General features: G+C 67.4%; 26 protein-coding genes and 1 tRNA gene. 12 read left to right on the top strand and 15 right to left on the bottom strand.

Annotated elements, in window-relative coordinates:
• Positions 1–92: 92 nt before the first annotated feature.
• The 3 genes from GS4_RS12540 to GS4_RS12530 all read left to right on the top strand — a co-directional run bounded on the left by GS4_RS12540 (position 93) and on the right by GS4_RS12530 (position 2763).
• Positions 93–749 carry a GNAT family N-acetyltransferase gene (locus GS4_RS12540; RefSeq protein WP_040510389.1) on the top strand — a complete coding sequence of 219 codons (657 nt, stop codon included), beginning with the start codon at positions 93–95 and terminating at the stop codon, positions 747–749.
• Between the two features lie 57 nt (positions 750–806).
• Entirely contained in the window at positions 807–1457 is a 651-nt protein-coding gene (locus GS4_RS12535) for an SIMPL domain-containing protein (RefSeq protein WP_040510388.1), read from the top strand.
• A 115-nt stretch (positions 1458–1572) separates the two neighbouring features.
• On the top strand, positions 1573–2763 hold the full coding sequence (locus GS4_RS12530; protein WP_217997682.1) for a cytochrome P450: 1191 nt from the start codon (positions 1573–1575) through the stop codon (positions 2761–2763).
• 12 nt (positions 2764–2775) lie between these two features.
• Here the strand turns inward: GS4_RS12530 and GS4_RS12525 are convergent, their stop codons facing one another.
• Positions 2776–3195, bottom strand: coding sequence for a DoxX family protein (locus tag GS4_RS12525; RefSeq protein ID WP_007621042.1), 420 nt, complete (start codon positions 3193–3195; stop codon positions 2776–2778).
• Between the two features lie 119 nt (positions 3196–3314).
• A complete protein-coding gene (locus GS4_RS25190) occupies positions 3315–4016 on the bottom strand; it encodes a helix-turn-helix transcriptional regulator (RefSeq protein WP_217997681.1) in 702 nt (233 codons plus the stop codon).
• Here GS4_RS25190 and GS4_RS25850 point away from each other — a divergent pair.
• Positions 3996–4250: a hypothetical protein gene (locus GS4_RS25850; protein WP_040510385.1), complete on the top strand. Its 255-nt coding sequence runs from the start codon at positions 3996–3998 to the stop codon at positions 4248–4250. The two genes, GS4_RS25190 and GS4_RS25850, sit on opposite strands and share 21 nt — an antisense overlap.
• 42 nt (positions 4251–4292) lie before the next feature.
• Here the strand turns inward: GS4_RS25850 and GS4_RS12510 are convergent, their stop codons facing one another.
• The 3 genes from GS4_RS12510 to GS4_RS12500 are packed head-to-tail and all read right to left on the bottom strand — an operon-like array spanning position 4293 to position 6437.
• Positions 4293–4904, bottom strand: coding sequence for a TetR/AcrR family transcriptional regulator (locus tag GS4_RS12510; RefSeq protein ID WP_007621035.1), 612 nt, complete (start codon positions 4902–4904; stop codon positions 4293–4295).
• Positions 4901–5722 carry an ABC transporter permease gene (locus GS4_RS12505; RefSeq protein ID WP_007621034.1) on the bottom strand — a complete coding sequence of 274 codons (822 nt, stop codon included), beginning with the start codon at positions 5720–5722 and terminating at the stop codon, positions 4901–4903. The genes GS4_RS12510 and GS4_RS12505 overlap by 4 nt, the downstream gene beginning before the upstream one ends.
• Position 5723: 1 nt before the next feature.
• Complete coding sequence (locus GS4_RS12500) at positions 5724–6437, bottom strand: ABC transporter ATP-binding protein (RefSeq protein WP_007621033.1); 714 nt, start codon at positions 6435–6437, stop codon at positions 5724–5726.
• 239 nt (positions 6438–6676) lie between these two features.
• Here GS4_RS12500 and sepX point away from each other — a divergent pair, with 239 nt between their 5' ends.
• Positions 6677–8191, top strand: a complete 1515-nt coding sequence (gene sepX / locus GS4_RS12495; protein WP_007621032.1) for a divisome protein SepX/GlpR — start codon at positions 6677–6679, stop codon at positions 8189–8191.
• 84 nt (positions 8192–8275) lie between these two features.
• On the opposite strand, the gene GS4_RS12490 is transcribed toward sepX, so the two are convergent.
• Positions 8276–9034: a hypothetical protein gene (locus GS4_RS12490; protein WP_007621031.1), complete on the bottom strand. Its 759-nt coding sequence runs from the start codon at positions 9032–9034 to the stop codon at positions 8276–8278.
• Between the two features lie 108 nt (positions 9035–9142).
• On the opposite strand from GS4_RS12490, the gene GS4_RS12485 reads away from it, so the two are divergent.
• The 3 genes from GS4_RS12485 to GS4_RS12475 all read left to right on the top strand — a co-directional run bounded on the left by GS4_RS12485 (position 9143) and on the right by GS4_RS12475 (position 10961).
• A tRNA-Ala gene (locus GS4_RS12485) sits at positions 9143–9215 on the top strand.
• Between the two features lie 175 nt (positions 9216–9390).
• Positions 9391–10296, top strand: coding sequence for a cyclopropane mycolic acid synthase family methyltransferase (locus tag GS4_RS12480; protein WP_007621030.1), 906 nt, complete (start codon positions 9391–9393; stop codon positions 10294–10296).
• Between the two features lie 248 nt (positions 10297–10544).
• Positions 10545–10961: a hypothetical protein gene (locus GS4_RS12475; RefSeq protein WP_007621029.1), complete on the top strand. Its 417-nt coding sequence runs from the start codon at positions 10545–10547 to the stop codon at positions 10959–10961.
• A 96-nt stretch (positions 10962–11057) separates the two neighbouring features.
• Here the strand turns inward: GS4_RS12475 and GS4_RS12470 are convergent, their stop codons facing one another.
• Positions 11058–11648 carry a TetR/AcrR family transcriptional regulator gene (locus GS4_RS12470; RefSeq protein WP_040510383.1) on the bottom strand — a complete coding sequence of 197 codons (591 nt, stop codon included), beginning with the start codon at positions 11646–11648 and terminating at the stop codon, positions 11058–11060.
• Between the two features lie 98 nt (positions 11649–11746).
• On the opposite strand from GS4_RS12470, the gene GS4_RS12465 reads away from it, so the two are divergent.
• Together GS4_RS12465 and GS4_RS12460 are read left to right on the top strand one after the other, a co-directional pair.
• Positions 11747–13111 carry a flavin monoamine oxidase family protein gene (locus GS4_RS12465; RefSeq protein WP_040510382.1) on the top strand — a complete coding sequence of 455 codons (1365 nt, stop codon included), beginning with the start codon at positions 11747–11749 and terminating at the stop codon, positions 13109–13111.
• Between the two features lie 83 nt (positions 13112–13194).
• The gene (locus GS4_RS12460) at positions 13195–13434 is read left to right on the top strand and encodes a three-helix bundle dimerization domain-containing protein (RefSeq protein WP_007621022.1); all 240 of its coding nucleotides are present in this window, start codon (positions 13195–13197) and stop codon (positions 13432–13434) included.
• On the opposite strand, the gene GS4_RS12455 is transcribed toward GS4_RS12460, so the two are convergent.
• Positions 13419–13631, bottom strand: a complete 213-nt coding sequence (locus tag GS4_RS12455) for a hypothetical protein (RefSeq protein ID WP_007621020.1) — start codon at positions 13629–13631, stop codon at positions 13419–13421. The two genes, GS4_RS12460 and GS4_RS12455, sit on opposite strands and share 16 nt — an antisense overlap.
• Positions 13632–13787: 156 nt before the next feature.
• On the opposite strand from GS4_RS12455, the gene GS4_RS12450 reads away from it, so the two are divergent.
• Positions 13788–14777, top strand: coding sequence for a LysR family transcriptional regulator (locus GS4_RS12450; RefSeq protein ID WP_007621017.1), 990 nt, complete (start codon positions 13788–13790; stop codon positions 14775–14777).
• Here the strand turns inward: GS4_RS12450 and GS4_RS12445 are convergent.
• Genes GS4_RS12445 through GS4_RS12425 form a run of 5 tightly spaced genes read right to left on the bottom strand, consistent with a single transcriptional unit; the run spans position 14770 to position 20084 of the window.
• Positions 14770–15597, bottom strand: coding sequence for a carbohydrate ABC transporter permease (locus GS4_RS12445; protein ID WP_007621016.1), 828 nt, complete (start codon positions 15595–15597; stop codon positions 14770–14772). The two genes, GS4_RS12450 and GS4_RS12445, sit on opposite strands and share 8 nt — an antisense overlap.
• Positions 15587–16603, bottom strand: coding sequence for a carbohydrate ABC transporter permease (locus tag GS4_RS12440; protein ID WP_007621015.1), 1017 nt, complete (start codon positions 16601–16603; stop codon positions 15587–15589). Before GS4_RS12440 ends, GS4_RS12445 begins: the two co-directional genes overlap by 11 nt.
• 6 nt (positions 16604–16609) lie before the next feature.
• Positions 16610–17485, bottom strand: a complete 876-nt coding sequence (locus GS4_RS12435) for a metallophosphoesterase (protein ID WP_007621014.1) — start codon at positions 17483–17485, stop codon at positions 16610–16612.
• Complete coding sequence (locus GS4_RS12430; RefSeq protein ID WP_051989717.1) at positions 17482–18801, bottom strand: ABC transporter substrate-binding protein; 1320 nt, start codon at positions 18799–18801, stop codon at positions 17482–17484. The genes GS4_RS12435 and GS4_RS12430 overlap by 4 nt, the downstream gene beginning before the upstream one ends.
• A gap of 38 nt (positions 18802–18839) precedes the next feature.
• Positions 18840–20084: an ABC transporter ATP-binding protein gene (locus GS4_RS12425; protein ID WP_007621012.1), complete on the bottom strand. Its 1245-nt coding sequence runs from the start codon at positions 20082–20084 to the stop codon at positions 18840–18842.
• 266 nt (positions 20085–20350) lie between these two features.
• On the opposite strand from GS4_RS12425, the gene GS4_RS12420 reads away from it, so the two are divergent.
• Positions 20351–20842, top strand: coding sequence for a hypothetical protein (locus GS4_RS12420; RefSeq protein ID WP_007621011.1), 492 nt, complete (start codon positions 20351–20353; stop codon positions 20840–20842).
• A gap of 31 nt (positions 20843–20873) precedes the next feature.
• Here GS4_RS12420 and GS4_RS12415 read toward each other — a convergent pair whose 3' ends face one another.
• Together GS4_RS12415 and GS4_RS12410 are read right to left on the bottom strand one after the other, a co-directional pair.
• Positions 20874–21191, bottom strand: coding sequence for an AzlD domain-containing protein (locus GS4_RS12415; RefSeq protein WP_040510381.1), 318 nt, complete (start codon positions 21189–21191; stop codon positions 20874–20876).
• Positions 21188–21961: an AzlC family ABC transporter permease gene (locus tag GS4_RS12410; RefSeq protein ID WP_007621009.1), complete on the bottom strand. Its 774-nt coding sequence runs from the start codon at positions 21959–21961 to the stop codon at positions 21188–21190. The genes GS4_RS12415 and GS4_RS12410 overlap by 4 nt, the downstream gene beginning before the upstream one ends.
• Between the last annotated feature and the right edge of the window lie 14 nt (positions 21962–21975).

Genomic DNA, 21975 nt, shown 5'->3' with positions numbered 1-21975 from the left:
CGCCGTACCGCTCGCTGCGGCGGGCCACGATTCGGGAATCGAATTGTCGTGGGTGCCCTGCCGGCCGATGAACAACGCATAAACTCGGTCCCGTGTTGAGGTGGTTGACCGGAGAGAGCTCGCACGCGGGTTGGCCGGCCACGCTCGGTCCGTTGCGGACCGCGGCTGGTGGCGTCGGCCTGCGCCCGATCCGCCTGCGCGACGCCAAGACGTGGAGTGAGCTCCGCATCCGTAACCAGAACACCCTGCTGCCCTGGGAGCCGACCGGAATCGGTTCGTGGGCCGATCGGCATCAACCGAGCGCGTGGCCGCCGCTGTATGCCGTCCTCAAGTCCGAGGCCAAGCGCGGCGCGGTGATGCCGTTCGTCATCGAGTTGGACGGCGCATACGTCGGGCAGCTGACCGTCGGCAACATCCAGCGCGGCGCGGTCCGCACGGCGTGGATCGGCTACTGGGTCGATTCGGATCACTTCGGTCGCGGGATCGCTACGGCCGCAGTTGCTCTGGGTGTCGACCACTGCTTCGGTCAGGTCGGTCTGCATCGACTCGACGCCACCGTGCAGCCCGAGAACATGGCCTCGCAGGCGGTGCTGAGCAAGGTCGGATTCCGGCGTGAGGGCCTGCTCGAGCGCTACATGGACGTCAATCGCCGCTGGCGCGACCATCTCCTGTACGCGCTCACGGCCGAGGAGCTCGTCGGGAGTGCCGCGGAGACGCTGGTGCGTGCCGGTCGGGCCGGATTCCCCTGACCCGCCGGATCGGCGTCGTGACCGTCTGGCGTGCCGGGCCCGATTAGGCTGACGCGCATGGCTTCCCTGGAGATCGCGGTACGTGGTTCGGCGCACGGCCGGTGCGCCCCGGAACGTGCGACGGTGTCGATCACGATCGCCGTCGAGGGAGGGCGGCGGGAGACCGTGTTCCGGGATGCAGTGGCCGTTCACCAGCCACTCGTCGACGATCTCGCCGCGCTGTCGGAGGCCGGTGCGGTCAGCAACTGGCACAGCGGTGCGGTGCGGGTCTACTCGCATCGGCCCTTCGACGGCGAGCGACAGCTCGATCGCGTCTTCACCACCCGGATCGAGGTGTCGGCGACCTTCGTCGACTTCGAGAGTCTGTCCGATCACCTGGATCGATGGGCGGTCGGCGACGGTGTCGAGATCGGTGGCGTCACGTGGGGGATCGCCGAGGAGACGCACGCGGCGCGGATGGTCGAACTGCGCCGCGAGGCGATCGCCGACGCGGTGGCCAAGGCGACCGCGTACGCCGAGGCGCTCGGCCATACGGAGGTGACCGCGGTGTCGGTGACCGAACCGACCGCCGAACCGGACTCGTTCCGACCGGCGCGGTTCTCGAAGCGCGCGATGGTGGCCTCGGCGCCGGAGCCGACTCTGGAACTCACGCCGGAGGACGTCGCGCTCGAGGTCGCGATCGACGTCGGGTTCACGGCCGGATCCTGATCCGGACACCGAACACGTTCTAGACGTGCGCCCGACCCCTCGTTAGTGTCGATGATTAGCAAAGCTAATCAGAGTGATCGATCACCGACGAGGGAGCGTGCGTATGAACTGTCCGATGTCGTCCCCGGTGGACTATCCCTTCAACGAGGCCGTCGGGCTCGGCTTCTCCGAGCGGTATCGTGACGTCCGATCCCGGCCCGAGTTGATCCGCATCCAGATGCCGTTCGGCGAGGCCGCGTGGCTCGCCACCGCCTACGAAGATGTGCGATGTGTGTTGTCCGACAGTCGGTTCAGCAGGGCGATCGCGCGCGATCACGATGAGCCGCGACTGCGGGCCGCGCGGCGCAACCGCGGACTCCTGTCGATGGATGCGCCCGACCACACCCGTGTCCGGCGCCTGGCTGCCCGCACGTTCACACGCGGGCGCGTCGAGAAACTGCGCCCGGCGGTTCGGGATCTGGTCGCGGCGCTGCTCGACGAGATCGACTCGAGCCGGCCATTCGACCTCGTCGATGCATTCGCACTTCCGCTCCCGGTCCAGGTGATCTGCGAGTTGCTGGGTGTGCCGGTGGCCGACCGCGACCTCTTCCGCCGCTGGAGCGATGCGGTGATGTCGACCTCGTCGCTGACAGCCGAGGAGTTCACCCGGTCGCAGGACGAGTTCGAGGACTACATGCGCGGTCTGATCGAGGCGAAGCGACGCACGCCCGACGACGCGCTGATCACCGGACTCCTGCGCGAACACGAAGAGAACGATCGGCTCGACGACACCGAGCTCGTGGATCTCTGCACCGGAATCCTCGTCGCAGGCCACGAGACCACCGCCACACAGATCCCGAACTTCGTGGTCTGGCTGTGTGAGCGGCCGGATCGGTGGCGCCGCATCGTCGAGGATCCGGAATCGGTCCCGGCCGTGGTCGAGGAACTCCTGCGGATCGTCCCGCTGGGAGTCGGCGGCGGATCGGCGCGCTATGCGCGCGAGGACGTCTGGCTCGGCGACACCCTCGTCCGTGCGGGTGACGCGGTGGTCACCAGCATCGCGGCGGCCAATCGCGATCCCGATGTGTTCGCACACCCCGACGACTTCGATCCGGATCGCGACGCGCAACCGCACGTCGGCTTCGGCCACGGCGCACACTTCTGCCTCGGCGCGTCACTGGCGCGGATGGAACTCCAGGAAGCCCTGCGCGGACTCGCCGATCGTTTTCCCGACCTCGTCATCGACGACGTCGAATGGAAGCAGCAGATGCTGGTGCGGGGTCCGCTGCACCTGACCGTCAGCCGACCGGTGGCGGCGCTGGGCTGACCCGGCGCGTGGTCAGCGCTTCTTGGGCGTTCCCGTCGACCACAGGGCCCATGCGATCAGGACCGGCTGGAAGAACAGTCGCACCAGACGCTTTTCGTCGGTGTCCAGGCCGAATGCGCTCCGACGATCGCGCCACTGTGCGATGTTGCCGGGGAAGACCGCGGCGAAGAACAGGGCCGCGATCCGGCCGACGCGCACGCGGTCCCGGCTCAGCACCGCCAGCCCGCCACCGAGCATGATCTCGACACCGCCGGATGCCACGACGACCGCGTCCTTGTCGAGCGGCACCCAGTCGGGGACCTGCGCCTGGAAGGCTTTGCGTGCCCAGAACAGGTGACCGAGTCCGGCGAAGACGAGCGCGGCCGCCAGCAGGTAGCGCGCGATGGTGCGTGGACGGGTGGTCTCCGGGACGTCGATCTCACGGGTCGTCATGTCTGCCAGCGTAGGTGTGGCGGCGCGGATCTGCGAGCACCGTCTTCGGTGGGCGGACGGAGCGCGTACCTGCCATACGCGGGGCGGGTCGCACGAGGACTGTGCGGGGGGTGGCCGGCTCAGCGGACGATGTCCTCGGACTCGGCCATCGCGATCAGCTCGCGCCTCGACGTGATGCCGAGCGCGCGGTAGACCGCACCGAGGTGGTTGTCGACCGTCCGCACCGACACTCCGAGGCGGTCGGCGATCTCGGCGGACGAGAGTCGACGACCGGCCAAATCGGCGGTCTCGCGTTCGCGCGGGGTCAACGGGTCGGCGTCGCGCGGGGCAAGTGCCGGGAGCCGACCGGGGGTGCGACGGCGACGTCGTGTCAGGGCGCCGGCTGTTGCGTGACGTGCCATCTCTGCACAGCTGACAAGCCCACGAAGCTCGAATTCAGCTATTGCCGAAACTATTCCGACCTCATCTCCGGTGTGTGCTGCGTCGACCACGGCGCGACACGTGCGGGCCAACCATGAACTCGACTGTGGCCCAGACGCAGGCGGTGTCGTCGACGTCCGGTGGTCGGAGCTCACGCCGACGGCCATCCGGAGCAGGTCCAGGACCTCGGCATCGATGAGGCAGCCGTGCTGTCGCGCGAGCAGCACGGCCTCCGCGAGGTGGTCTCCGGCGCGTCCGGATCGCGACGACGGTGATCCGGGCCCTGCCAGGTCGAGCAACCCGCGAGCGGCGACGCTCTGATGGTCGGTGAGCACTGCTGCCTGCGGCAGCGTGTCGGCGTTGGCCAGCGCCGCTCGCGCATGGGCGACGTCGGCATTCATCGCGGCGACGAACGCCGCCCATTGCCGGGCCATCCGTTCGTCACTGCGGTGCCGGCTGCGGCCGAGCATCGCGGCGGCCCGCTCGGCGTGACGGACGGAGTCGGTGAGCCGGCGCCGGCGCTGATCGCCGGGGTGGTAGCGGTGATCAGTCTCGTCGGGGCTGTCGGCTGCGTGATGGCGGTGCGCGCGATCAACCGTCGGGACGGGACGGCCTACACCATCTTCACGGTCTGATCCCTCCCTGTCCGTCCGGTGGTGCCGTTCCGCGTGACTCGTTCACGGCTGAGGGAGCGTCGGTAGGTCACCGGTCAGGTAGCGCTGCAACGTGACACCGACCGTCGCAGCGAGGTCGTCCCGCGACGCCGACGCCAACGGCTCGAGACGGACGACGTAGCGCATGATCAGCAATCCGACGATCTGGCTCGCCGCCAGCACCGTTCGCGATGCGGCCGAGCCCGCGGGTTCGTCGACACGCGGCCGCAGGTGTCCGAGCACGATCTCGGCCACGAATGTCCTCAGCAGGCCCGCATCCGGTGCTGAGAGATTGGCCTTGATCAGGGCTATCAATGCCGGCTGCGACTCGCCGTCCCAGACTCCCAGGATGCCGCGCACGAGGGCCGGCCCGAGTTCCTCCACGGGCGTCGATGCCAGGGGTTCGAGAATCGTGGCCGGGTCGATGGGGATCTGGACTGCGGCCAGGAAGAGCGCGTTCTTGGTTCCGAAGTAATGGTGCACGAGAGCCGGGTCGACCCCGGCGTCTGCAGCGATCGCGCGGACCGAGGTCTTGTCGACACCGTTGCGCGCGAACAGTTCACGCGCGGCGTCGAGGATGGTGCTCCGGGTGTCGGGGTCGCCCGGCCGGCGCCCGGACCGACGCGGGACACTCACGGGGTGCGGCGCCGCAGGGTCGCTGCACCGAGTGCGAGGGCGACGAGCGTGCACGCGGCGACGATCGCGATGTCGCGCCACATCACGGCCGTCGGGTCCGGGTGTGCGCTGACCTCCTGCAGTGCTTGGACCGCGTAGCTGAGTGGCATCACGTCGGACAACCATTCCATCCAACCCGGGAGCGCGTCGCGCGGGACGAAGAGTCCGCACAGGAACAGCTGCGGGATGACGATGACCGGCAGGAACTGCACCGCCTGGAACTCGGTCTGCGCGAAAGCGCTGCACAGCAAACCGAGTCCGACTCCGAGTGAGGCGTCGACGACCGCGATCAGCAGTACCCAGACGACCGACCCGGCCGTGGTGAGCCCGAGGAACCAGAACGAGACCGCGCATGCGAGCACTGCCTGGACGGCGGCGGTGATGCCGAATGCCAGTCCGTACCCGCCGAGCAGGTCGAGTCGGCTGATCGGTGTGGTCAGCAGCCGCTCGAGAGTGCCCGAACTACGTTCGCGCAGCATGGCGATCGACGTGATCAGGAACATCGTCACGAACGGCAGGATGCCCAGCATCGCGGTGGCGATCGGAACGAAATGGCTCTGGCCGTTCGGGAGTGGCGGCTGCTCGGAGAACATGAAGTACAGCAGCGTCATCACCAGGATCGGGATGGCCATGATCATCGCGATGGTGCGGGGGTCGGCGCGCAGTTGTCGCAGGACCCGGATCGCGGTCACGCCGAGGATCGTCGGATGGATCGGGCGCGTCGGATCGATGGTGTGGGAACGGATTCGGTCGGCAGATGCCGATGGGATGCCGGTCATGTCAGGCCGCCTCGATGAGTGAGAGGAACGCGTCTTCGAGATTGGTCTCACCGGTCCGCGAGCGCAGATCGTCGGGACTGAGTTCGGCCACGAGCCCGCCGTCGCGCATCAGGATGAGGTTGTCGCAGTGCGCTGCCTCGTCCATCACGTGGCTCGACACCACCAGGGTCACGCCGTCGTCGGCGAGGGCGCGAAAGCGTCGCCACAGGTCGGCGCGGAGGACCGGATCGAGACCGACGGTCGGCTCGTCGAGGATCAGCAGGGATGGGCGTCCGACGAGTGCGCACGCGATGGACACCCGGCTGCGTTGGCCGCCCGAGAGGTCGCCCGCCTTGTGCTCGGCGCGTTCGTCCAGTCCGACTGCGGAGATCGCGTCGGGAATGGCGTCCGTCGTCCCGAAGAGGTCGGCGAAGTAGCGGACGTTCTGGGCCACGGTCAGGTCGAGGTAGACCGACGGCGACTGGGTGACGTATCCGACCTGTCGACGGAGGGCGGCAGATCCCGCGGGCAGTCCGAGGACGTCCACCTCGCCGTCCACCTGACGCTGGGTGCCGACGATCGCGCGCAGCAGGGTCGTCTTGCCGCAGCCGGACGGGCCGAGGAGTCCGGTGATCGAACCCGTCGGGATCGTCACCGAGACGTTGTCGAGGGCGAGTACGCGGCCGCGCCGCACGCTCACATCGGTACAGCGGACCGCCGGGGCAGAGGTGGGCATCGCAGCCTCAATTCATCGAGTGTTGAATTCATTGTGTGATGAATTTACGACCGCAGGTGGGTGCCCGTCAATGGTCGGCGCGTGCGGATGGACGGGGTTCCCCGACGGGCATCGCTGAGAGGCCCCTGTGAACCCGGCGAATCTGGTCGGTGGTCGGCGCGTCTGCGCTGGCCGAGCATCGATCGCCCTTAGATTGTGTGATGACCTGCGTGTGACCAGAGTGACGAAGGGAGAGACGCATGCCGAACTCCGTGTTGTGGGTCTGCTTGGTGGCGATCTGGCTCTTCGTGCTGGTGCCGATGGTCATCAAGGGACGGCCACAGATGCGGAAGTCGACGGAAGCGGCTCGGGCCACCCGACTGCTGCATCGTGGCGGTACCACTGCCCGGTCGACGCGGACTACGCGTCGACGGTCGGCTGCGACCCATCCGCACGATCCCTCGTACACCGCACGCAGCCGGTCGCGGACCGCTGTTCTCGATCGGGACGAACCGTCTGACTCGACCGATACCGCCTCTTCCGATACCGATGCGGCCGACACCGACGTGACCGACACCGGGTCAGCCGGCGCCGGTTCGTCCGGTTCGCGTCGTGGGTCGCGGATGCGCAGGGCGACCGGAGCGACCGTGACCGCTCCGGCCACCGAGGATTCCGATGCCGACGCTGCGGACGATTCCTCCGACACTGCTACGGACGACTCCTCCGACGAGAGGATCTCGGTCGTGGCGGAATCCGATGAGACGGCCGGGTCCGACGATTCCGATGTCGAATCCGATGTGTCCGACGACTCGGATGTCCGCTCCGAATCGGAGACCGATGAGCATGCCGACGACGACGAGATCACCGTGACGGCCGAACTCCTCGACGAGGACGACGACGAGGCCGAGGATGCGTCAGCCGATCTCGGTGACGTGGTGGATGTCGAGTTCGACGAGGTCGACGACAACGACACCGTGGTCGAGGACGCCGACGAGCCGGTCACGACCGCTGCACGGATCCGTCCGGACACCGTCGACCACGAGGCCGAGGACGAGTCGGCCGATCTGGACGCCGAGGACGAGTACGAGGATCTCGACGACGATCTGGATGACGAGTACGACTCGGATGCCGAGTACGACGACGAGTACGACGCAGAAGGGTACGAGGCCGAGGATTACGACGACGACTACGACGCAGAGGACGAACTCGAGGACGAGTTCGACATCGACGATCTGGATGACGTCGACGATCCGAAGCGTTCCGCAGCGGCAGTCGACGAGTCGCGCGCTCCCGAGTCGACGTCCCGTCGGGCAGGTCGGACACATCGCGAGTCGCCTGCCGAACATCGGCGCGCGGAGCTCCGGTACCGCGAGCGTCAGCGCGTACTCATCGGGTTGATGGTGCTGGTCGTCGGCGCCGTGGTGTCCGGTGTGCTGATGGGGTTGCCGGGCTGGATCGCCACCGGGCTCGCGACCTTGCTGGTCGTCGGCTACCTGGGCTACCTGCGTCGCGCAGTGCGGATGGAACAGCAGATCCGTGCCCAGCGGGCCGCGCGTGCCGAGCGGGCTCGTCGGAACCAGGCGGTGCGTCGACGTCGGGAGCACGCTGCCGACGAGTTCGCGGCGGCACCCACTCCCGAGCGGCTTCGACGTCCCGGTGGCGCAACGGTTCTCGAGATCGACGACGAGGACCCGGTGTTCGACCACCTGCCGCCGTTCCAGCGTCGGCGCATGATGCGCGAGGACCCCGAGTTCCGAGCGGCTGCAGCAGGCTGATCCGGCGGCCCGCGCTGCCGAGATCGACCCCGTCAGCCACTGCCGAGGGGAATATGCCCTCGGCGGGTCGTCAGGGGGCTGATCTCAGTCGTCTGTCGAGGCACTGACCGCATCCGGGTGGGCCGAGATCCATCGTCGCCCCTCCTTGGCCGCCTTCGAGAGCGCCAGCCGCTCACCGACATACGTGACGGGTGCGCCGACCACGGGGATGTAGCTCAGCAACCGGAACGGTGCGGCCGGCTGCGGACGGCGGTCGAATTCGTCGGACAGTCCGCGCAAGGTCTGTGCGGTGTCCCAGACGGCGCGGATGAGCGACTTCTTGCGGTCCTTGGGGTCGTCAGCCAGCGTCACGTCTGCGGTGGCACCGACGTCGTCGGCGGTCAGGTTCCGGTCACAGAGCACCGATGCCAGCAGTTCCACCTGTCGCGCGCGATCGGTGACGCCGTACTCGCGTGCGACGGCGATCAACACCATCGCCTGGTTCGCGAACCCAAGGACGCTGGTGATCGGCAGCCGCTTGGCCCATGCGCCGAACAGGCCGGGGTAGGCGACAGCCGCGGTGTTCACGGTGCCGATCCGGGTGACCCACCAGTCGGCTCGGTCGGCGGTCGACCGTTCCGACCAGCCCTTGGTACCCGGCCAGTCGGTAACGTTGATGGCATCGCTGAGCAGGTGCACGCCGTGTTCGACGGTCGAGTCGTTCTCGTCGTCGGACTTGTCGCGGAAGGTGTGACCCTTCAACCCCAGTGGGTCCCGCTCCGACAACGCGTCCAGCACCGGGTTGATGCCGGCGACGGCGTTGTCGAGGATGGACACGATCTGCGAATCCGACACCTTGGCCACGTCGTGAGCCTAACCGGACATCGGCGACGGTGCGGACCCCGTCGCGTGTGGAGGTGCCGACCGGTGGGCTGCTAGAGTGGCCTCCGGTCGGTTCAACGGATCGACCACGGGGCTATGGCGCAGTTGGTAGCGCGACTCGTTCGCATCGAGTAGGTCGGGAGTTCGATTCTCCCTAGCTCCACAATCAGAGAACCCCGGGTCGTCGGCCCGGGGTTCTCTCGCGTCCGGCCCTTGAGCGGAATCCGGAACAAAGCCACGGGGCCGGATGGGGCAGCCTACGCTGAGGTGAACGCATGGTGCAGCCGTGGCCGTGCGGGGTCGGGACAGTCCTCGATCTCGCGTGAGCGGAGTGCGTCATGACAGAAATGCGGCCTTTCTATTCGAATGTGCAGTCGCACTACGATCTTTCGGACGACTTCTTCGCCCTGTTCCTCGATCCGTCGCGCACCTACAGTTGCGCGTATTTCGAGCGTGACGACTACACCCTTGGGCAGGCTCAGCAGGCGAAAGTCGATCTGGCGCTGGGTAAGTGCGACCTCAAACCTGGTCAGACGCTGCTCGACATCGGGTGCGGGTGGGGCGCGACCATGCTTCGCGCGATCGAGCAGTACGACGTCAACGTCATCGGGCTGACCCTGAGTCGGAACCAGCACGACCACGTCGCCAAGCAGTTCCATGACCGCGGATACGACCCGAGCCGAGCGCGGGTACATCTCCGCGGCTGGGAGGAGTTCGACGAGCCCGTCGATCGGGTGGTGTCGATCGGCGCGTTCGAGCACTTCCGGCGCGAGCGCTACGACCTGTTCTTCGCGAAGTACCACGGACTGCTGCCCGATGACGGTCGGATGTTGTTGCACACCATCGTCGGATACAACCGACATCAACTCCGCGACCGTGGTCTCACACTCGCCCGCGCAGACCTGGAGTTCTTGCTCTTCATCCTGAAGAACATCTTCCCCGGCGGTCAGATCCCCGAACCGCAATGGATCGTCGATGGCGCTGAGGCGGTGGGATTCACCACGCAACGAGTGCACCCCCTGAACGAGAACTACGCCAAGACCCTCGATCTCTGGGCCGCTGCGCTCCGCGAGCGCCGGGATGATGCGATCGCGCTCACCGACGAGGCGACCTACGACACCTACGAGCGGTATCTGTCCGGCTGCGGACACTACTTCCGCACCGGATTCATCGACGTCATGCAGTTCACCCTCGCTAAGGGGGTGACTGCAGAGACCCGAGACGTCACCGGCCTCGCCGAGTGAGCTGTATCGGGTCTCGGTGGAACTTAAGGAGCTCTCGAAAGCCTGACGGCCCTCCCGCCCGCCGCGTACGTTGCCACGATGGCGCCGAGCGTATCGACCACGGACACGCAGTCTGCCGACGCCCGACGGCGAACGGACCTCTGCGCGCTTTCGCGCAGAGCTATCGTGATCGGCGCTTTCGTCCGGAACACTACGACCTCGACAACGGCTATCTGCAGACCGCGCTGTCGGACGAGTCGCGGAGGCCGTTGCGATTCTTCGTGGAGTACAACAACGCGTGGTGGTTCGAGTTCGTAACGGCGGTGGTGGTGCCGGCGGTCGGGTATGACCCGGACAGCGACACCGGGTTCATCGTCCTCGACATCGAGTACGGCACCGACACCCTGAGGGCGATGCAACACGTGCACTTCACCGGCGCCCTCATCGGCCGCATCCGTACCTATGCGTCGTCGACGTTCTTCTCACGACCACGTCCCCTGGTCGAGCTCGATGCCCACGGTAACTCGTTCTGGCTCGAGGCCGGATATCACCTGCTCGCCTCGGCCGAGGCCGCCGTCGATTTCCTCGATTCCGATGTCGGCCAACAGTTCTCGGAGCAGAGCCCGACCGCCCAGCCGATCGCACGCATCCGCGCCAACCTCGCCGAATTGCTCGGGCGCATCTAGTCGGGACCGGACCGCTCGGCGTCCGATCGACCCATGCTGTCGGCGCATCGCTCGAGTCGTGCGCCGAGCTCGCGGGCGGGGCCAGGGGGCCTCTCGCTAGGGGGCCTCGGTCGAGGCGAGCGTGAACATCGCCGCGGCGGCGTCCTCGGGTAGTTCGTTCGGCGTCCCGCGTGCCGCACTCTGGATGGCCAAACCGTCGGCGTAGATGATGACGCGGGCCGCGCGCTTGGCCGCCTGATCCTCGGCGACGCCCATCTCGGTGAGGGCCTTGACGATCAGTTTCTCGAACGCGGCGATGAGTCGCTTCGACAGCTCGGACAACTCGGGGTTTCGCGACGACTCGAGGTACATCTCCATCTGTGCGATCACCGAGCCCGGCTGTGTGAAGGAATGCCCCAGTTCCACGAACATCGCCGCGACGAGATCCTCTGCGGTCCCCGACTCCGGGTCCCATGCCTCCACCGCGGCATCCACGCGCGAGATCTCGTCCTCCGCGTAGCGCTGCACCGCAGCGCCGATCAGCAGCGTGCGATCGGCGAAGTGATAGGTGGTGGACCCGAGGGACATCCCGGCGGTCTTGGCGACGTCTCGGAGGGTGAGCGCATGCAGACCCTTCGTCGCGATGAGCTCGATCGCGGCGTCGAGGAGACGGCCACGTCCAGAGCCACGAACGTGGCCAGCAGTCATTGGGAACTCTCCCCGCGAAGTGGTGTTGATGTAGTCCGAACAGAGGATAGCGATCACAGAAACTGTACATCTGTACGGGTCTCGTTTACAGTCGGGGCATGGGGTGCGACGTTGCCGTGGTCGGAGCTGGACTGAGCGGTCTCGCCGCTGCAGAGCAGTTGGGGGCGTCCGGTCACCGCGTGGTCGTCCTCGAGGCGTCGGGTCGCCTCGGGGGCAAGGTGTGGACGACACACCACGAAGGGACGGAACTGGATCTCGGTGCGCATTGGGTGGGACCGGGTCAGGACGAGATCCTGGCCCTGGGCAGTCGATTCGGACTGCGGAGGCACCGGCATCCACGACCGTCCCTTCGGTCGCACGATGTGGTGGTCGACGGCGACGACGTACATGCAGCCCTGTGGGGGATGCCGGTGCGCGGCGGGCTCGGCCTGCTCGACAGTGCGAGGGGATTGGCGAAGCTGGAGTTGTATGCCCGAGCTCGCCGTGTACCGGCATGGATCACGCCGCAGACCAGCGCCGAGGAGCTGATGCACAGCCTGTTCCGCTCCGACTTCGGCCGACGCGCCGGCGAGGCATCCATCGGACTCCTCGCGGGGGTGACACCCGCCGAGTTCACCGCAGGGCAATTCCTCGACTACGTCCGAGCCGCGGGAAGCGTGTTCAAGCTGCTCACCTTTGCCGGCGGTGCGCAGGACAGCTACTTCGAGCAGGGCGCGGGCGCCATCGCCGACGGGCTCGCCGAGGCGTTCACCGGCACGATCCACACCGACGCCCCGGTGACCGAGATCCGCGACACCGGGACGAACGTCGAGGTGATCGCCGGCGACCGAGTCGTCGAGTGCCGTCGGGTGGTGGTCGCCGCGCCGCCGCCCCAGGTCGCCGACATCGCGTTCACGCCGACGCTCGACGACTACCGGGCCCGCCTCTACGCCGGCGCCCACATGGGGCGTTACACCAAGATCGCGGTGATCTACCGCACGCCCTGGTGGCGAGACCGTCGACGGACCGGGACCGTCATCGTCAACGCAGGCTCCGAGATCCAGATGATCGTCGACGCGACACCACACCGTGCCGAACATGCCGCCCTGGCGGCGTTCAGCACCGGCCGCGGCGCCGACCTGTTGGCCGCCCGTGATGAAGCAGATCGTGCGGCAGTGGTCGTCGATGCGATCGAGTCGGCCCTCGGTCCGGCGCCGGAGGCCCCGGAGCTGGTTCGCGAGCAGGCCTGGGCGTCCGAGCCGCATCTCCGCGGTGCGCCCGCGGCGGTCTTCGCCGAGAACCCCGACCTCGAGCGACTGCGGCGCAATCACGGCCGCGTGCACTGGGCCGGCACCGACCTCGCCCTCGCATGGCGTGGCTACATGGACGGTGCCGTGGGCGCGGGACGTGCTGCAGCTGACGAGGTGGCGGAGGCTCTCCGCACGGATGCCCGGCACACCGCCGAGTCGTCGCGGCCGGCCTGATCGCCCACGCCTGGACATCCTCGTTTACTTTTGTTCATCTTTTCGATGCGCGAAACCGGACCCGCGATCCGTATCGTGAGGGTATGGACGCTGATGACGAGGCTCGCCAGATCGATGAGGTCACCGAGCGCCTGACGACGCAGTACGCCAACCGGCCCGCTGACGAGGTGAAGTCGACGGTCGACGATGCCTACCGTCATTTCGACGGCACCGCGGTCCGGGATTTCGTCCCGCTGCTGGTCGAGCGTCGCGCGAACCTGCACCTCGGCGGGTCGTCGACGATGGTCGACTCCGAGCAGGTCCCGCCTCACACCGAGGGCTGAGCCCCGATCGCGTAGGTGTGCTGGAGACGGCGGACGTGCTCGCGCACCTCGTACAGTTCCGTTCGCGCCGACGTCACGTCGCGTGAGGTCAATCCGGTGCGCTCGAGGCGGTCGACGAGACCGTCGGCCACTCGCTCGAGTTCCGTGATCAACACTTCCGCCTGGGCCCGCGAGACCTGGTCGATGTCATTGCCCATGGGTTCATTCTAGGGTCGACGTCCGTTCGCCGCGAAGCAATGTCCGTGACGCAGAGTGCGACGCCCACTCGGCCAGGCGATGCCGGTCATCTGCTCGTCCCCGACAATTCCATCCGGAGACATCCGGTCAGATTAGGTTGCGACCGAGGGGGTGCCATGGATTTCCGACACCTGCGGTCGTACGTGATGCTCGCGGAGGAACTGCACTTCGGGCGGGCAGCTGCCCGATTGCATCTCTCGCAGCCGTCGCTGAGCGCGCAGATCCAGAAGCTGGAGCGCTCGCTGGGCGTCACGCTGGTCAATCGCACGTCGCACGAGGTCGCCCTGACGAGCTCAGGTGTCGAGTTCGCGAAACAGGCCCGGATGGTGTTGGCGCAGATGGACAAGGCAGTCGACGTCGCCAAGTCGGCGGCCGCCGGTCAGGTCGGTTCACTCGCCATCGGTTACAACTTCCCGGCCAGCAGACATATGCTGCCGGCTGCGCTGAGCCTTCTCAACGAGCGCCATCCCAAGGTCGCGGTCTCGCTGTGGGAGATGCGCACCGGACCGCAGATGGACGGCATCGCCGACGGCAGTCTCGATGTCGCGTTCGTCTACGGGAAGCCCCACGGCGTCGACGTACGGTCGCGATTGCTGCTGTCCCGGGTTCCGATCGTCGCAGTGGTCGGCCGCACTCATCCCTGGGCCGGCCGGATCAGCGTGCGATGCGCCGAGCTCGGCGACCAACCGTGTGTGCTGTTCGCGCGGGAGCAGTGCCCGGCGATGTACGACGTCATCGTCGGCGCTGCGAACGAGGCCGGTGCGCGCCTCAGCATCGCCCAGCACGCCGACGATCCGAGCGGTACCGGACAGCTGGTCGCGATCAAGCCGTTGGTCGCCTTCGCGTCGTTGGCACGCGCAGCGGCGGTCGGGATGGGCACCGCCGGCGCATCCTCGGTGGCGGTCAAGCTGATCGATCCGGTCCCGACCATCGACCTCTACATGGCCTGGTCGGCGGACTCGGGCAACTCCGCGGTCCAGGCGTTGGTCGACTGCGTCGCCGACGTCGCGACCCGCGAGGACACCGTGACCGAGCTGCACGCAGCTGCTGCCGACCCCGTCGAGCCGATGGTCGGTGCGGAACGGACCGAGCGACAGATCATTTGAGGCCGCTCCGGGCGAACGCGTTCACGACGTGACGCTGGAGTACGACGTAGATCACGAACACCGGTAGGCAGGTGAGTCCGGCCAGGGCCATCATCGGGCCCCACTGATCGCCCTCGGCGCTCATGAAGCTCCGCAATCCCAGTTGGACGACGTCGTTGCCGGATCGCAGGACGACCGCAGGCCAGAAATAGTCGTTCCACGAGTTGATGAAGAGCAGGATGGCCAATGCCGCCAACGCCGGACGGACGTTGGGGACCACCACCGCCCACAGGATGGACCAGGACGATCGTCCTTCCACTCGTGCGGCTTCGATGAGTTCCCGCGGGAAACCGTCGATGTGGGCGCGGAGCATCAGTACCGCCAACGCCGAACTGAGGGTGGGCATGACCACCCCGGCCAACGTGTTCAGCAGGCCGAGCTGTTCCAGCAGAACGTAGTTCGGCAGCATCGTCACCTGATACGGCACCAGCCAGGTGCCGACGAAGGCGAGGTAGAGCAGCCGCTTCAGCGGGAAGTCGTAGACCGCGAAGGCATACGACGCCAGCAAGGCGATGACCAGTTGGCCGATGGTCGATGCCGTCGCCACGGCCGTGGTGTTCACCAGCAGTGATCCGACGTGCACCGCTCCTGCTGCCTGACCGTAGTTCTCGACCGACAGCGGCCACGGCACCGGTTGGAGTGAGCCGACGTCGTCCGGTCTGCGCAGCGATGTCGCTATGAGCCAGTAGATCGGGAACACGCAGATCACGGCGATGCCGGCCAGCGTCAGATGCGAACCCGCGCGGACGCCGACGGAGGGTCGGGCGGTGTCAGCGGTCATGGAAGGTGATCCGTTCGGAGAGCCAGACGAGGGCGCCGGCGACGATCGCGAAACCGACGAACAGCACCATGCCGGTCGCCGAACTGAGGCCGGCATTGAAGGAGTCGAAACCGAAGTCCCACATCAGGTAGTAGATGTTCGTGGTCGCACCCGAGGGACCGCCCTGGGTCAGGGTGTCGATGAGCGGGAAACTCCACTGCGCACCCAGCGACACCGTCATCAGCGTCAGGAACACGAGCGTGGGGGACAGCAGCGGCAGGGTGATGCGCATGGCGATCTGTCGACGTCGGGCCCCGTCGATCTGCGCCGCTTCGTCGTAGTCGGTGGAGATGCCGGCGAGTCCCGCGGCGACCGCCAGCACTGCGAAGCCGACGAGATGCCAACCGGTGATGACGACGATGGCCAGTTGCGCGGTCCTGGTGTCGTAGATCCAGTTGACGTCGACACCGAGGACTCGGTTGACGATCCCCCCGCCGGGGTCGAGGAGCCACCGCCACACGGCGGCACCGGCGACCGGTGCCACCAGGAAGGGCGCGAAGATCAGTCCCTGATAGATCCGTGAACTGCGCAGCGAGACACCACGCATCGCGAAACCCACGACGACCGGGATGACGATGGTGAACGGCAGCAACCCGAGGATCAAGACCACCGTCAACCAGATCGAGTCACCGAGAGCCGGGAGATCGGCCAGCGCACGGTAGTTGTCGGCGCCGACCGCACGGATCGGGCTCGTCGGCAACAGGTTCCACTCGACTGTGGAGAGTTGGAAGGCTTGTGCCAGTGGGCGATACGTCCACATGACCAGCATCGCCGACGCGGGGATCAGATACAGGTACGGGACGACACCCCGGCGGAGTCGCGACCGGAGGGGACGGCGTGCGCCGACAACCGGGTCGGTGACCTCCCGGCTCGCGTTGCCGCCTACGGTGCCCGAATCCGATGTTGCCGAGTCCGAAACCGGTACAGCCGAGGTGGGTCTCTCAGGCGCGTCCACGACCTGGAACACGACGGCTCACACCCCTTCGGACGTCAACGCGCGCAGCCGCTCCAACACCACGGCCTCCGGCTCGCTGTAGAGGTCGTCGACCCCCACGACGTCGACCGCGGTGGCCACGGCGGACTCGCCGAACAGGTCGATGCGGCTGAAGCCGAAGCCGACACCGGCCCGATGCCGCCCGGCCGGCGGCAGGGCGTCGGTGCGGTAGGACACCGGCGGACCGATCCAGACCGGGATGCCGGCGAGCGCCGACGCGCCGGTGTGATGCGCGTGGCCGCACAGGATCATCCGGATGTCGGAGCCGCGGATCGCCGACGTCAGCGCCTCTGGCCGGTTCAGACGGAGGTGGTCGACGGTCGTGACCGGGGATCGCACCGGCGGGTGGTGCAGGACGAGCAGGCTGCCGCCCGGTGACTCCTCACGCAGGACGCCGTGAAGCCATGCCAGACGCGCCTCGTCCACCGCGCCGTCGTGTCGGCCGGGAACGGTGCTGTCCAGTGTGACGATCCGGAGATCGCCGACCTGATCGACGCGATCGTAGGGGGCCGCGAGATCGGTTGACCCGTTGCGGCCCACGCCGAGTCCGATCCGGAACGATGCGCGGTCGTCGTGGTTTCCCATCGCGTAACACAGACGTGCGCCCATCCTCTGCGCGGTCGGCTCGATCATCGATCGCAAGCGGCGGTACGCATCCAGCTCCCCGGCGTCGGCGAGGTCACCCGAGACGATGATCGCGTCCACCGATCGACCGGAAGCCTCCAGGTGGTCGAGGGTGAGTCGCAGGTTGCCGGTGGTGTCCGCCGACTCGCGGACGAACTGTCCGCCTCCGCTGAGGTGGGTGTCGGTGAGTTGGATGACCGTGTGCGCCGGCCCCTGTGGCGATCCGGTCACGACGCGGGCAGGAGGTCGGTGGCACGCTGCTGTGCGGCACGGAGTGTCGATGCCGGATCGGCACCCTGGTAGACCGCCGCCTCGACGGCCGCCATCATGCCGTCCCGGATGCGCAGATAGTCGTTGCCGGGCATCGAGACCCACGGCTCCATCCGTGCGAGCTGCTCGAGATTCGGTCGGATGAGCGGGTTCTCGGAGGCCCACCGTTGCAGGCCGGCCGGATCGCCGACCAGTCCGGTGCGCAGCGGCAGATAGCCGATCCCCGTGGAGATCCTGATGTACGCCTCGGCACTGGTCAGGAAGCGGATGAGTTCCCAGGCGGCACGCTGCTTCTGCGGATCGGAGGCGAAGACGAAGAGGGATGCCCCCGAGTTGGTCGGGACCGTCGGGGTGGTACCGAAGGTCGGCATCCGCGTCGACCGGAGGTCCCAGCCGCCACCTGTGGCGCCCTTCTCGAACGTCCCCTGAATGGCGCTCGTCTCGAGGATCATCCCGATGTCGCCGCGTGCGAACGCCTCGTAGCCCTGCTTCTGTGTGAGGCGTGGCGTGGCACCTGCATCGACCATCCGACGGGCCATCTGGACCGCCGCGATCGCCGGCGGCTCGGCAAAGGTCAGGGATCGGCGATCCTCGGAGATGACCCGACCACCGTTGGAACGCACCAGACTCTGGAAACACCAGTCCTTGGCGCTCTCGGTCATGCAGTCGAGGTACGCACCCCCTTTGCCGGTGCGTGCGCGGATCGTCTCGGCAGCCCGCGTCGCCTCCGCCCAGGTGGTCGGCGGCGTATCGGGGTCGAGTCCGGCAGCTCGGAAGAGGTCGGCGTTGTAATACAGGACCGGTGTCGAGAAGACGAACGGGATGCCGTATGTCTGGCCGTTCCAGTCGCCGAGTGTCCGCGCGGTCGGTGCGAACGGATGCTCGCCGCCGAAATTGGCCTGCACGGTGTCCTTTCCGACGAGTGTGTCCAGTGGTCGCGCGCCGAGTGCGTTCACGGTGAAGTCCAGGTCGGAGAAGCCGAGTTGAGCCACGTCGGGTGGGCTCCCTGCGGTGATCTGGTTGCGGATGCTGGACACGGTGTCGGTCGCGGGATTCGGGCTGTTTCCCACCGGCTTCTGGGCGGTGACCGAGATGTTCGGGTGGCGGGACCGGAAAGCGGCCAGCAACGCGTCGAAGGTGTCGGTCCACGGGCCTGCCAGGCCGTAGTTGTAGCTCTCGAAGACGATCGAGACCTTCTGGTCGGCAGACAGTTCGGGTGCGGCGACCGAACTCTGCTCGGACGACGTCGTGGAGAGGCAACCGGTGAGCGTCGCCATCAGGAGGGCGAGGGGTATCAGGAGTCGGGGGCGGATGGTCACTGCGGTGCTCCTACTCGGGTGAGTTCGCTGGTGTCGGAGGATGATCGGCTGCTGGGGTCGGTTCCAGCCCGATCGGTCTGGCCGACCCAGTGCAGTCGGCGACCGGTCTCGGCATCGAAGAAGTGGAGATCGTCGTGCTCGGCGACCAGGACGATGGGGGTCCCCGGACGCAGGTCGTGACCGGAGCCGACCCGAGGCAGTCGCGCGCACAACGAGACCTCGCCGACGCGGCAGTGGGCGAGGATGTCGGCGCCGAGGTTCTCGATCAGGCCCACCGTCGCCGTGATCGTCGCCGCGGCGCGCGGGCTGTCGGCGGCCGTCGGCCGTTCGCCGAGTGTTCGGTTCCGGTCCTGGGCGGTGTGTTCTCGTCGTGCGATGGCGAGCCGTTCGGGACGGATGCCGAGGGTCACCCGAGTGCGATCGAGGTCGTCGGTGGTGGTGGAGATGCCCAGCGACAGGGTCTGATCGACGAGGTCGGCCCGCAGTTCGCCGTCGACACAGCGCAATCGGACATCCACGAGGTTCATCGGGGGTGAACCGAGGAATCCCGCGACGAACACCGTGCGCGGAGCGTCGTACAACTCGGTCGGGGTGCCGACCTGTTCGATGCGGCCCTTGTCGAGCAGAGCGATCCGATCGGCCATCGTCATGGCCTCGACCTGGTCGTGGGTAACGTAGAGAAAGGTCTTGTGGAGACGGGCGTGCAGCGCGATCAGCTCGGTACGCGTGACCGCGCGCAGACGCGCATCGAGATTCGACAGCGGTTCGTCCATCAGGAATGTTCCGGGTTCGCGGACCATCGCCCGCGCCAAGGCGACGCGTTGACGCTGACCGCCCGACAACTGGCCCGGTCGGCGGCGCAGCAGGGGGGTGAGGTCGAGGAGCTCGGCGACGTGGGCAACGGTGTCGGCGACGGTCTTTCGGGGGAGGCCTGCGGTGCGGAGCGGGAATCCGATGTTCTTGGCAACGGACAGGTGCGGATACAGCGCATAACTCTGGAACACCATCGCGATGTCACGTTCGCGCGGCGGTGTCGTCGTGACATCGGTGCCGTCGATACGCACCGATCCCGTCGTCGGGACCTCGAGGCCGGCAAGGATGCGCAGCAGTGTCGACTTGCCACATCCGCTCGGGCCCAGCAGCACCAGGAACTCGCCGTCGTGGACGGTGAGGTCGATCGCCGAGAGGGCGTTCGTGTCGGCGAACGTCTTGGTGACGCCACACAACTCGATCACTGACATCTGATTCCTTTGTCGGCCGTTGGGATCTGCGCCGGTCGTGCCGCCGGCGCCGGCTCTCATCACAGCGGTCACAGAGGTCGGTGGACCCGGCGATAGGCAGTGCCGATCGTGCGAGTGGTTGTTCCGCCGAGGTGATGCAGCACAGCTCGGATCGAGCGAACGCGACTTTTCCGGTGAACAGCCCGATTTCGCCGACGAAGCGTCGTGCGGTCGTCGATCGGGTTTAGAATCCTGTGGTCGGGGTCACAACTCCACCAGGAGGAACGATGACAAACCGAAAGATCCTACGAACCGCCGCGATCGTCGCAGGAACCATCGGCGCCACCGTTGCGCTGACCAGCCCTGCAGGCGCCGCGGAACCCGCGTCGCTGTCGATCGACGGAGACCTGCAGATCGCGCCCAACGTGTCGGTTCTCGGCATCGACGCGGTCGGCACCCGAACCGCGGCCGGTGTCACCAGCGGTACCTACGTCGCGACCGTCAAGCTCGGTGGATCGTCGCTGCCCATCCAGGTGAAGGGGCCGGTGACGTGCATCTACACCAAGGGCAACACCGCGTCGCTGGTCTACCCGATCACCGGTAGTACGCCCGACATCCTCCCTGCGGGTGCGCGTGGCGCCCTCGCGGTGCAGATCACCGTCCGGACCGGTGCCGCCGACATGGTCGGCGTGATGGGTCCGATGCCTACATCGTCGTTCCGTGGCTGCAACCCCGGTCCGACGCCCTTCCCGTTCTCGGGTGACGTCGAGACCAGCTGACCGGGGTCTTTCGGGTCGGCTGGCCCGTACCTCAGGCCACCCCGGCGGCGCGTAGGCCCGCGGTGACAGCCGCCGCGAGGACGACCACGACGACGATCGGCGCCTTGAGCACGGCGGCGAGCAGTCCGGCCCCGACCCCGATGGGACGAGCCCAGCCGGCGAAGTCGTGTCCGACGTAGAGCGCGCCGGTCAGCGCGACCGCGACCAGCAGGACGATGGCCGCTCGGTCGAGCAGTCGTTGCGTCCGCGGTCCGACGGTGACCCGACTACGCATCGCCGGTCCGGCGACGCGGATCGCGTAGGTGCCGACGGCGAGTACCCCGATGCCCAGCAGCAGGCTTGCCATCATCGACCTCGCGCAGCGGATGTGGCCGCCGCGAACTCGTCTGCGCCGGCGGTGTCGGATGGTTCCGCAGAACATTCCGGTCCGGCTCCCGAGCGTCGACGACGTGCGCGCCGCGCGACCTCGACGAGGGGGACTCCGATGAGCGCCAACAGGATCGGCAGGCCTGCGGGGAGGAACGGGGTGGCGGCGAGTGCGGCTGCACCGCCGATCGCCGCGGCGGTCCATGTGGATCCATCGCGCAGTGCAGGTAGGGCCAGGGCGCCCAACAGCGCTGGGAACGCTGCATCGAGACCGAGCACCGCGGGGTCGGAGACGGCGTTCCCGATCAGGCTGCCCGCGACGGCGCCGACCGGCCAGCACACCAGGATTCCGACCCCGCACAGGAAGAAGGCGGCCCGTGCGACGCGCCGGTCGTCGACGCCGGTGGTCACGACCGCCGTCTCGTCATTGATGAAATGCGAGCCGAAGAGCAGCGCCGGTCCGCGTTCGAGCAACGGTCCGATGGCCAGGCCGTAGCCGAGGTTGCGTGTGTTGACAAGAAGGCCGGCGATGGCGCCGAGGATCGGCGCGCCGCCTGCCGCGAGGACGCCGACGAACACGAACTCCGACGAGCCGGCGAGGACCACGGTGGCCAGAAGGAGGATCTGCCACCAGATCAGTCCGGCGCCGTGGGCCGCCACGCCATACGATGCCCCGATCACCAGCACCGACACGGAGAGCAGGACGATCGAGCGGATCGTCTGCCGGTCGAGTGTTCTCCATACCGAACGCATGCGTACTATGATGA

Origin of the sequence: Gordonia soli NBRC 108243 (assembly GCF_000334455.1) — a bacterium.
GTDB classification, from domain to species: domain Bacteria; phylum Actinomycetota; class Actinomycetes; order Mycobacteriales; family Mycobacteriaceae; genus Gordonia; species Gordonia soli.
This window is presented reverse-complemented; position numbering and strand designations above follow the sequence as displayed.

What these genes read in the sequence shown, in the direction of transcription:
- GS4_RS12410 (WP_007621009.1), bottom strand. Translation starts at nt 21,961, where the DNA reads ATGCGTTCGGTATGGAGAACACTCGACCGGCAGACGATCCGCTCGATC.
- GS4_RS12530 (WP_217997682.1), top strand. Translation starts at nt 1,573, where the DNA reads ATGTCGTCCCCGGTGGACTATCCCTTCAACGAGGCCGTCGGGCTCGGC.
- GS4_RS12480 (WP_007621030.1), top strand. Translation starts at nt 9,391, where the DNA reads ATGACAGAAATGCGGCCTTTCTATTCGAATGTGCAGTCGCACTACGAT.
- GS4_RS12425 (WP_007621012.1), bottom strand. Translation starts at nt 20,084, where the DNA reads ATGTCAGTGATCGAGTTGTGTGGCGTCACCAAGACGTTCGCCGACACG.
- GS4_RS12430 (WP_051989717.1), bottom strand. Translation starts at nt 18,801, where the DNA reads ATGGCGACGCTCACCGGTTGCCTCTCCACGACGTCGTCCGAGCAGAGT.
- GS4_RS12505 (WP_007621034.1), bottom strand. Translation starts at nt 5,722, where the DNA reads ATGACCGGCATCCCATCGGCATCTGCCGACCGAATCCGTTCCCACACC.
- GS4_RS12460 (WP_007621022.1), top strand. Translation starts at nt 13,195, where the DNA reads ATGGACGCTGATGACGAGGCTCGCCAGATCGATGAGGTCACCGAGCGC.
- GS4_RS12445 (WP_007621016.1), bottom strand. Translation starts at nt 15,597, where the DNA reads ATGACCGCTGACACCGCCCGACCCTCCGTCGGCGTCCGCGCGGGTTCG.
- GS4_RS12450 (WP_007621017.1), top strand. Translation starts at nt 13,788, where the DNA reads ATGGATTTCCGACACCTGCGGTCGTACGTGATGCTCGCGGAGGAACTG.
- GS4_RS12525 (WP_007621042.1), bottom strand. Translation starts at nt 3,195, where the DNA reads ATGACGACCCGTGAGATCGACGTCCCGGAGACCACCCGTCCACGCACC.
- GS4_RS25850 (WP_040510385.1), top strand. Translation starts at nt 3,996, where the DNA reads ATGGGCGACGTCGGCATTCATCGCGGCGACGAACGCCGCCCATTGCCG.
- GS4_RS12465 (WP_040510382.1), top strand. Translation starts at nt 11,747, where the DNA reads ATGGGGTGCGACGTTGCCGTGGTCGGAGCTGGACTGAGCGGTCTCGCC.
- GS4_RS12535 (WP_040510388.1), top strand. Translation starts at nt 807, where the DNA reads ATGGCTTCCCTGGAGATCGCGGTACGTGGTTCGGCGCACGGCCGGTGC.
- GS4_RS25190 (WP_217997681.1), bottom strand. Translation starts at nt 4,016, where the DNA reads ATGAATGCCGACGTCGCCCATGCGCGAGCGGCGCTGGCCAACGCCGAC.
- GS4_RS12470 (WP_040510383.1), bottom strand. Translation starts at nt 11,648, where the DNA reads ATGACTGCTGGCCACGTTCGTGGCTCTGGACGTGGCCGTCTCCTCGAC.
- GS4_RS12415 (WP_040510381.1), bottom strand. Translation starts at nt 21,191, where the DNA reads ATGATGGCAAGCCTGCTGCTGGGCATCGGGGTACTCGCCGTCGGCACC.
- GS4_RS12500 (WP_007621033.1), bottom strand. Translation starts at nt 6,437, where the DNA reads ATGCCCACCTCTGCCCCGGCGGTCCGCTGTACCGATGTGAGCGTGCGG.
- GS4_RS12420 (WP_007621011.1), top strand. Translation starts at nt 20,351, where the DNA reads ATGACAAACCGAAAGATCCTACGAACCGCCGCGATCGTCGCAGGAACC.
- sepX (WP_007621032.1), top strand. Translation starts at nt 6,677, where the DNA reads ATGCCGAACTCCGTGTTGTGGGTCTGCTTGGTGGCGATCTGGCTCTTC.
- GS4_RS12455 (WP_007621020.1), bottom strand. Translation starts at nt 13,631, where the DNA reads ATGGGCAATGACATCGACCAGGTCTCGCGGGCCCAGGCGGAAGTGTTG.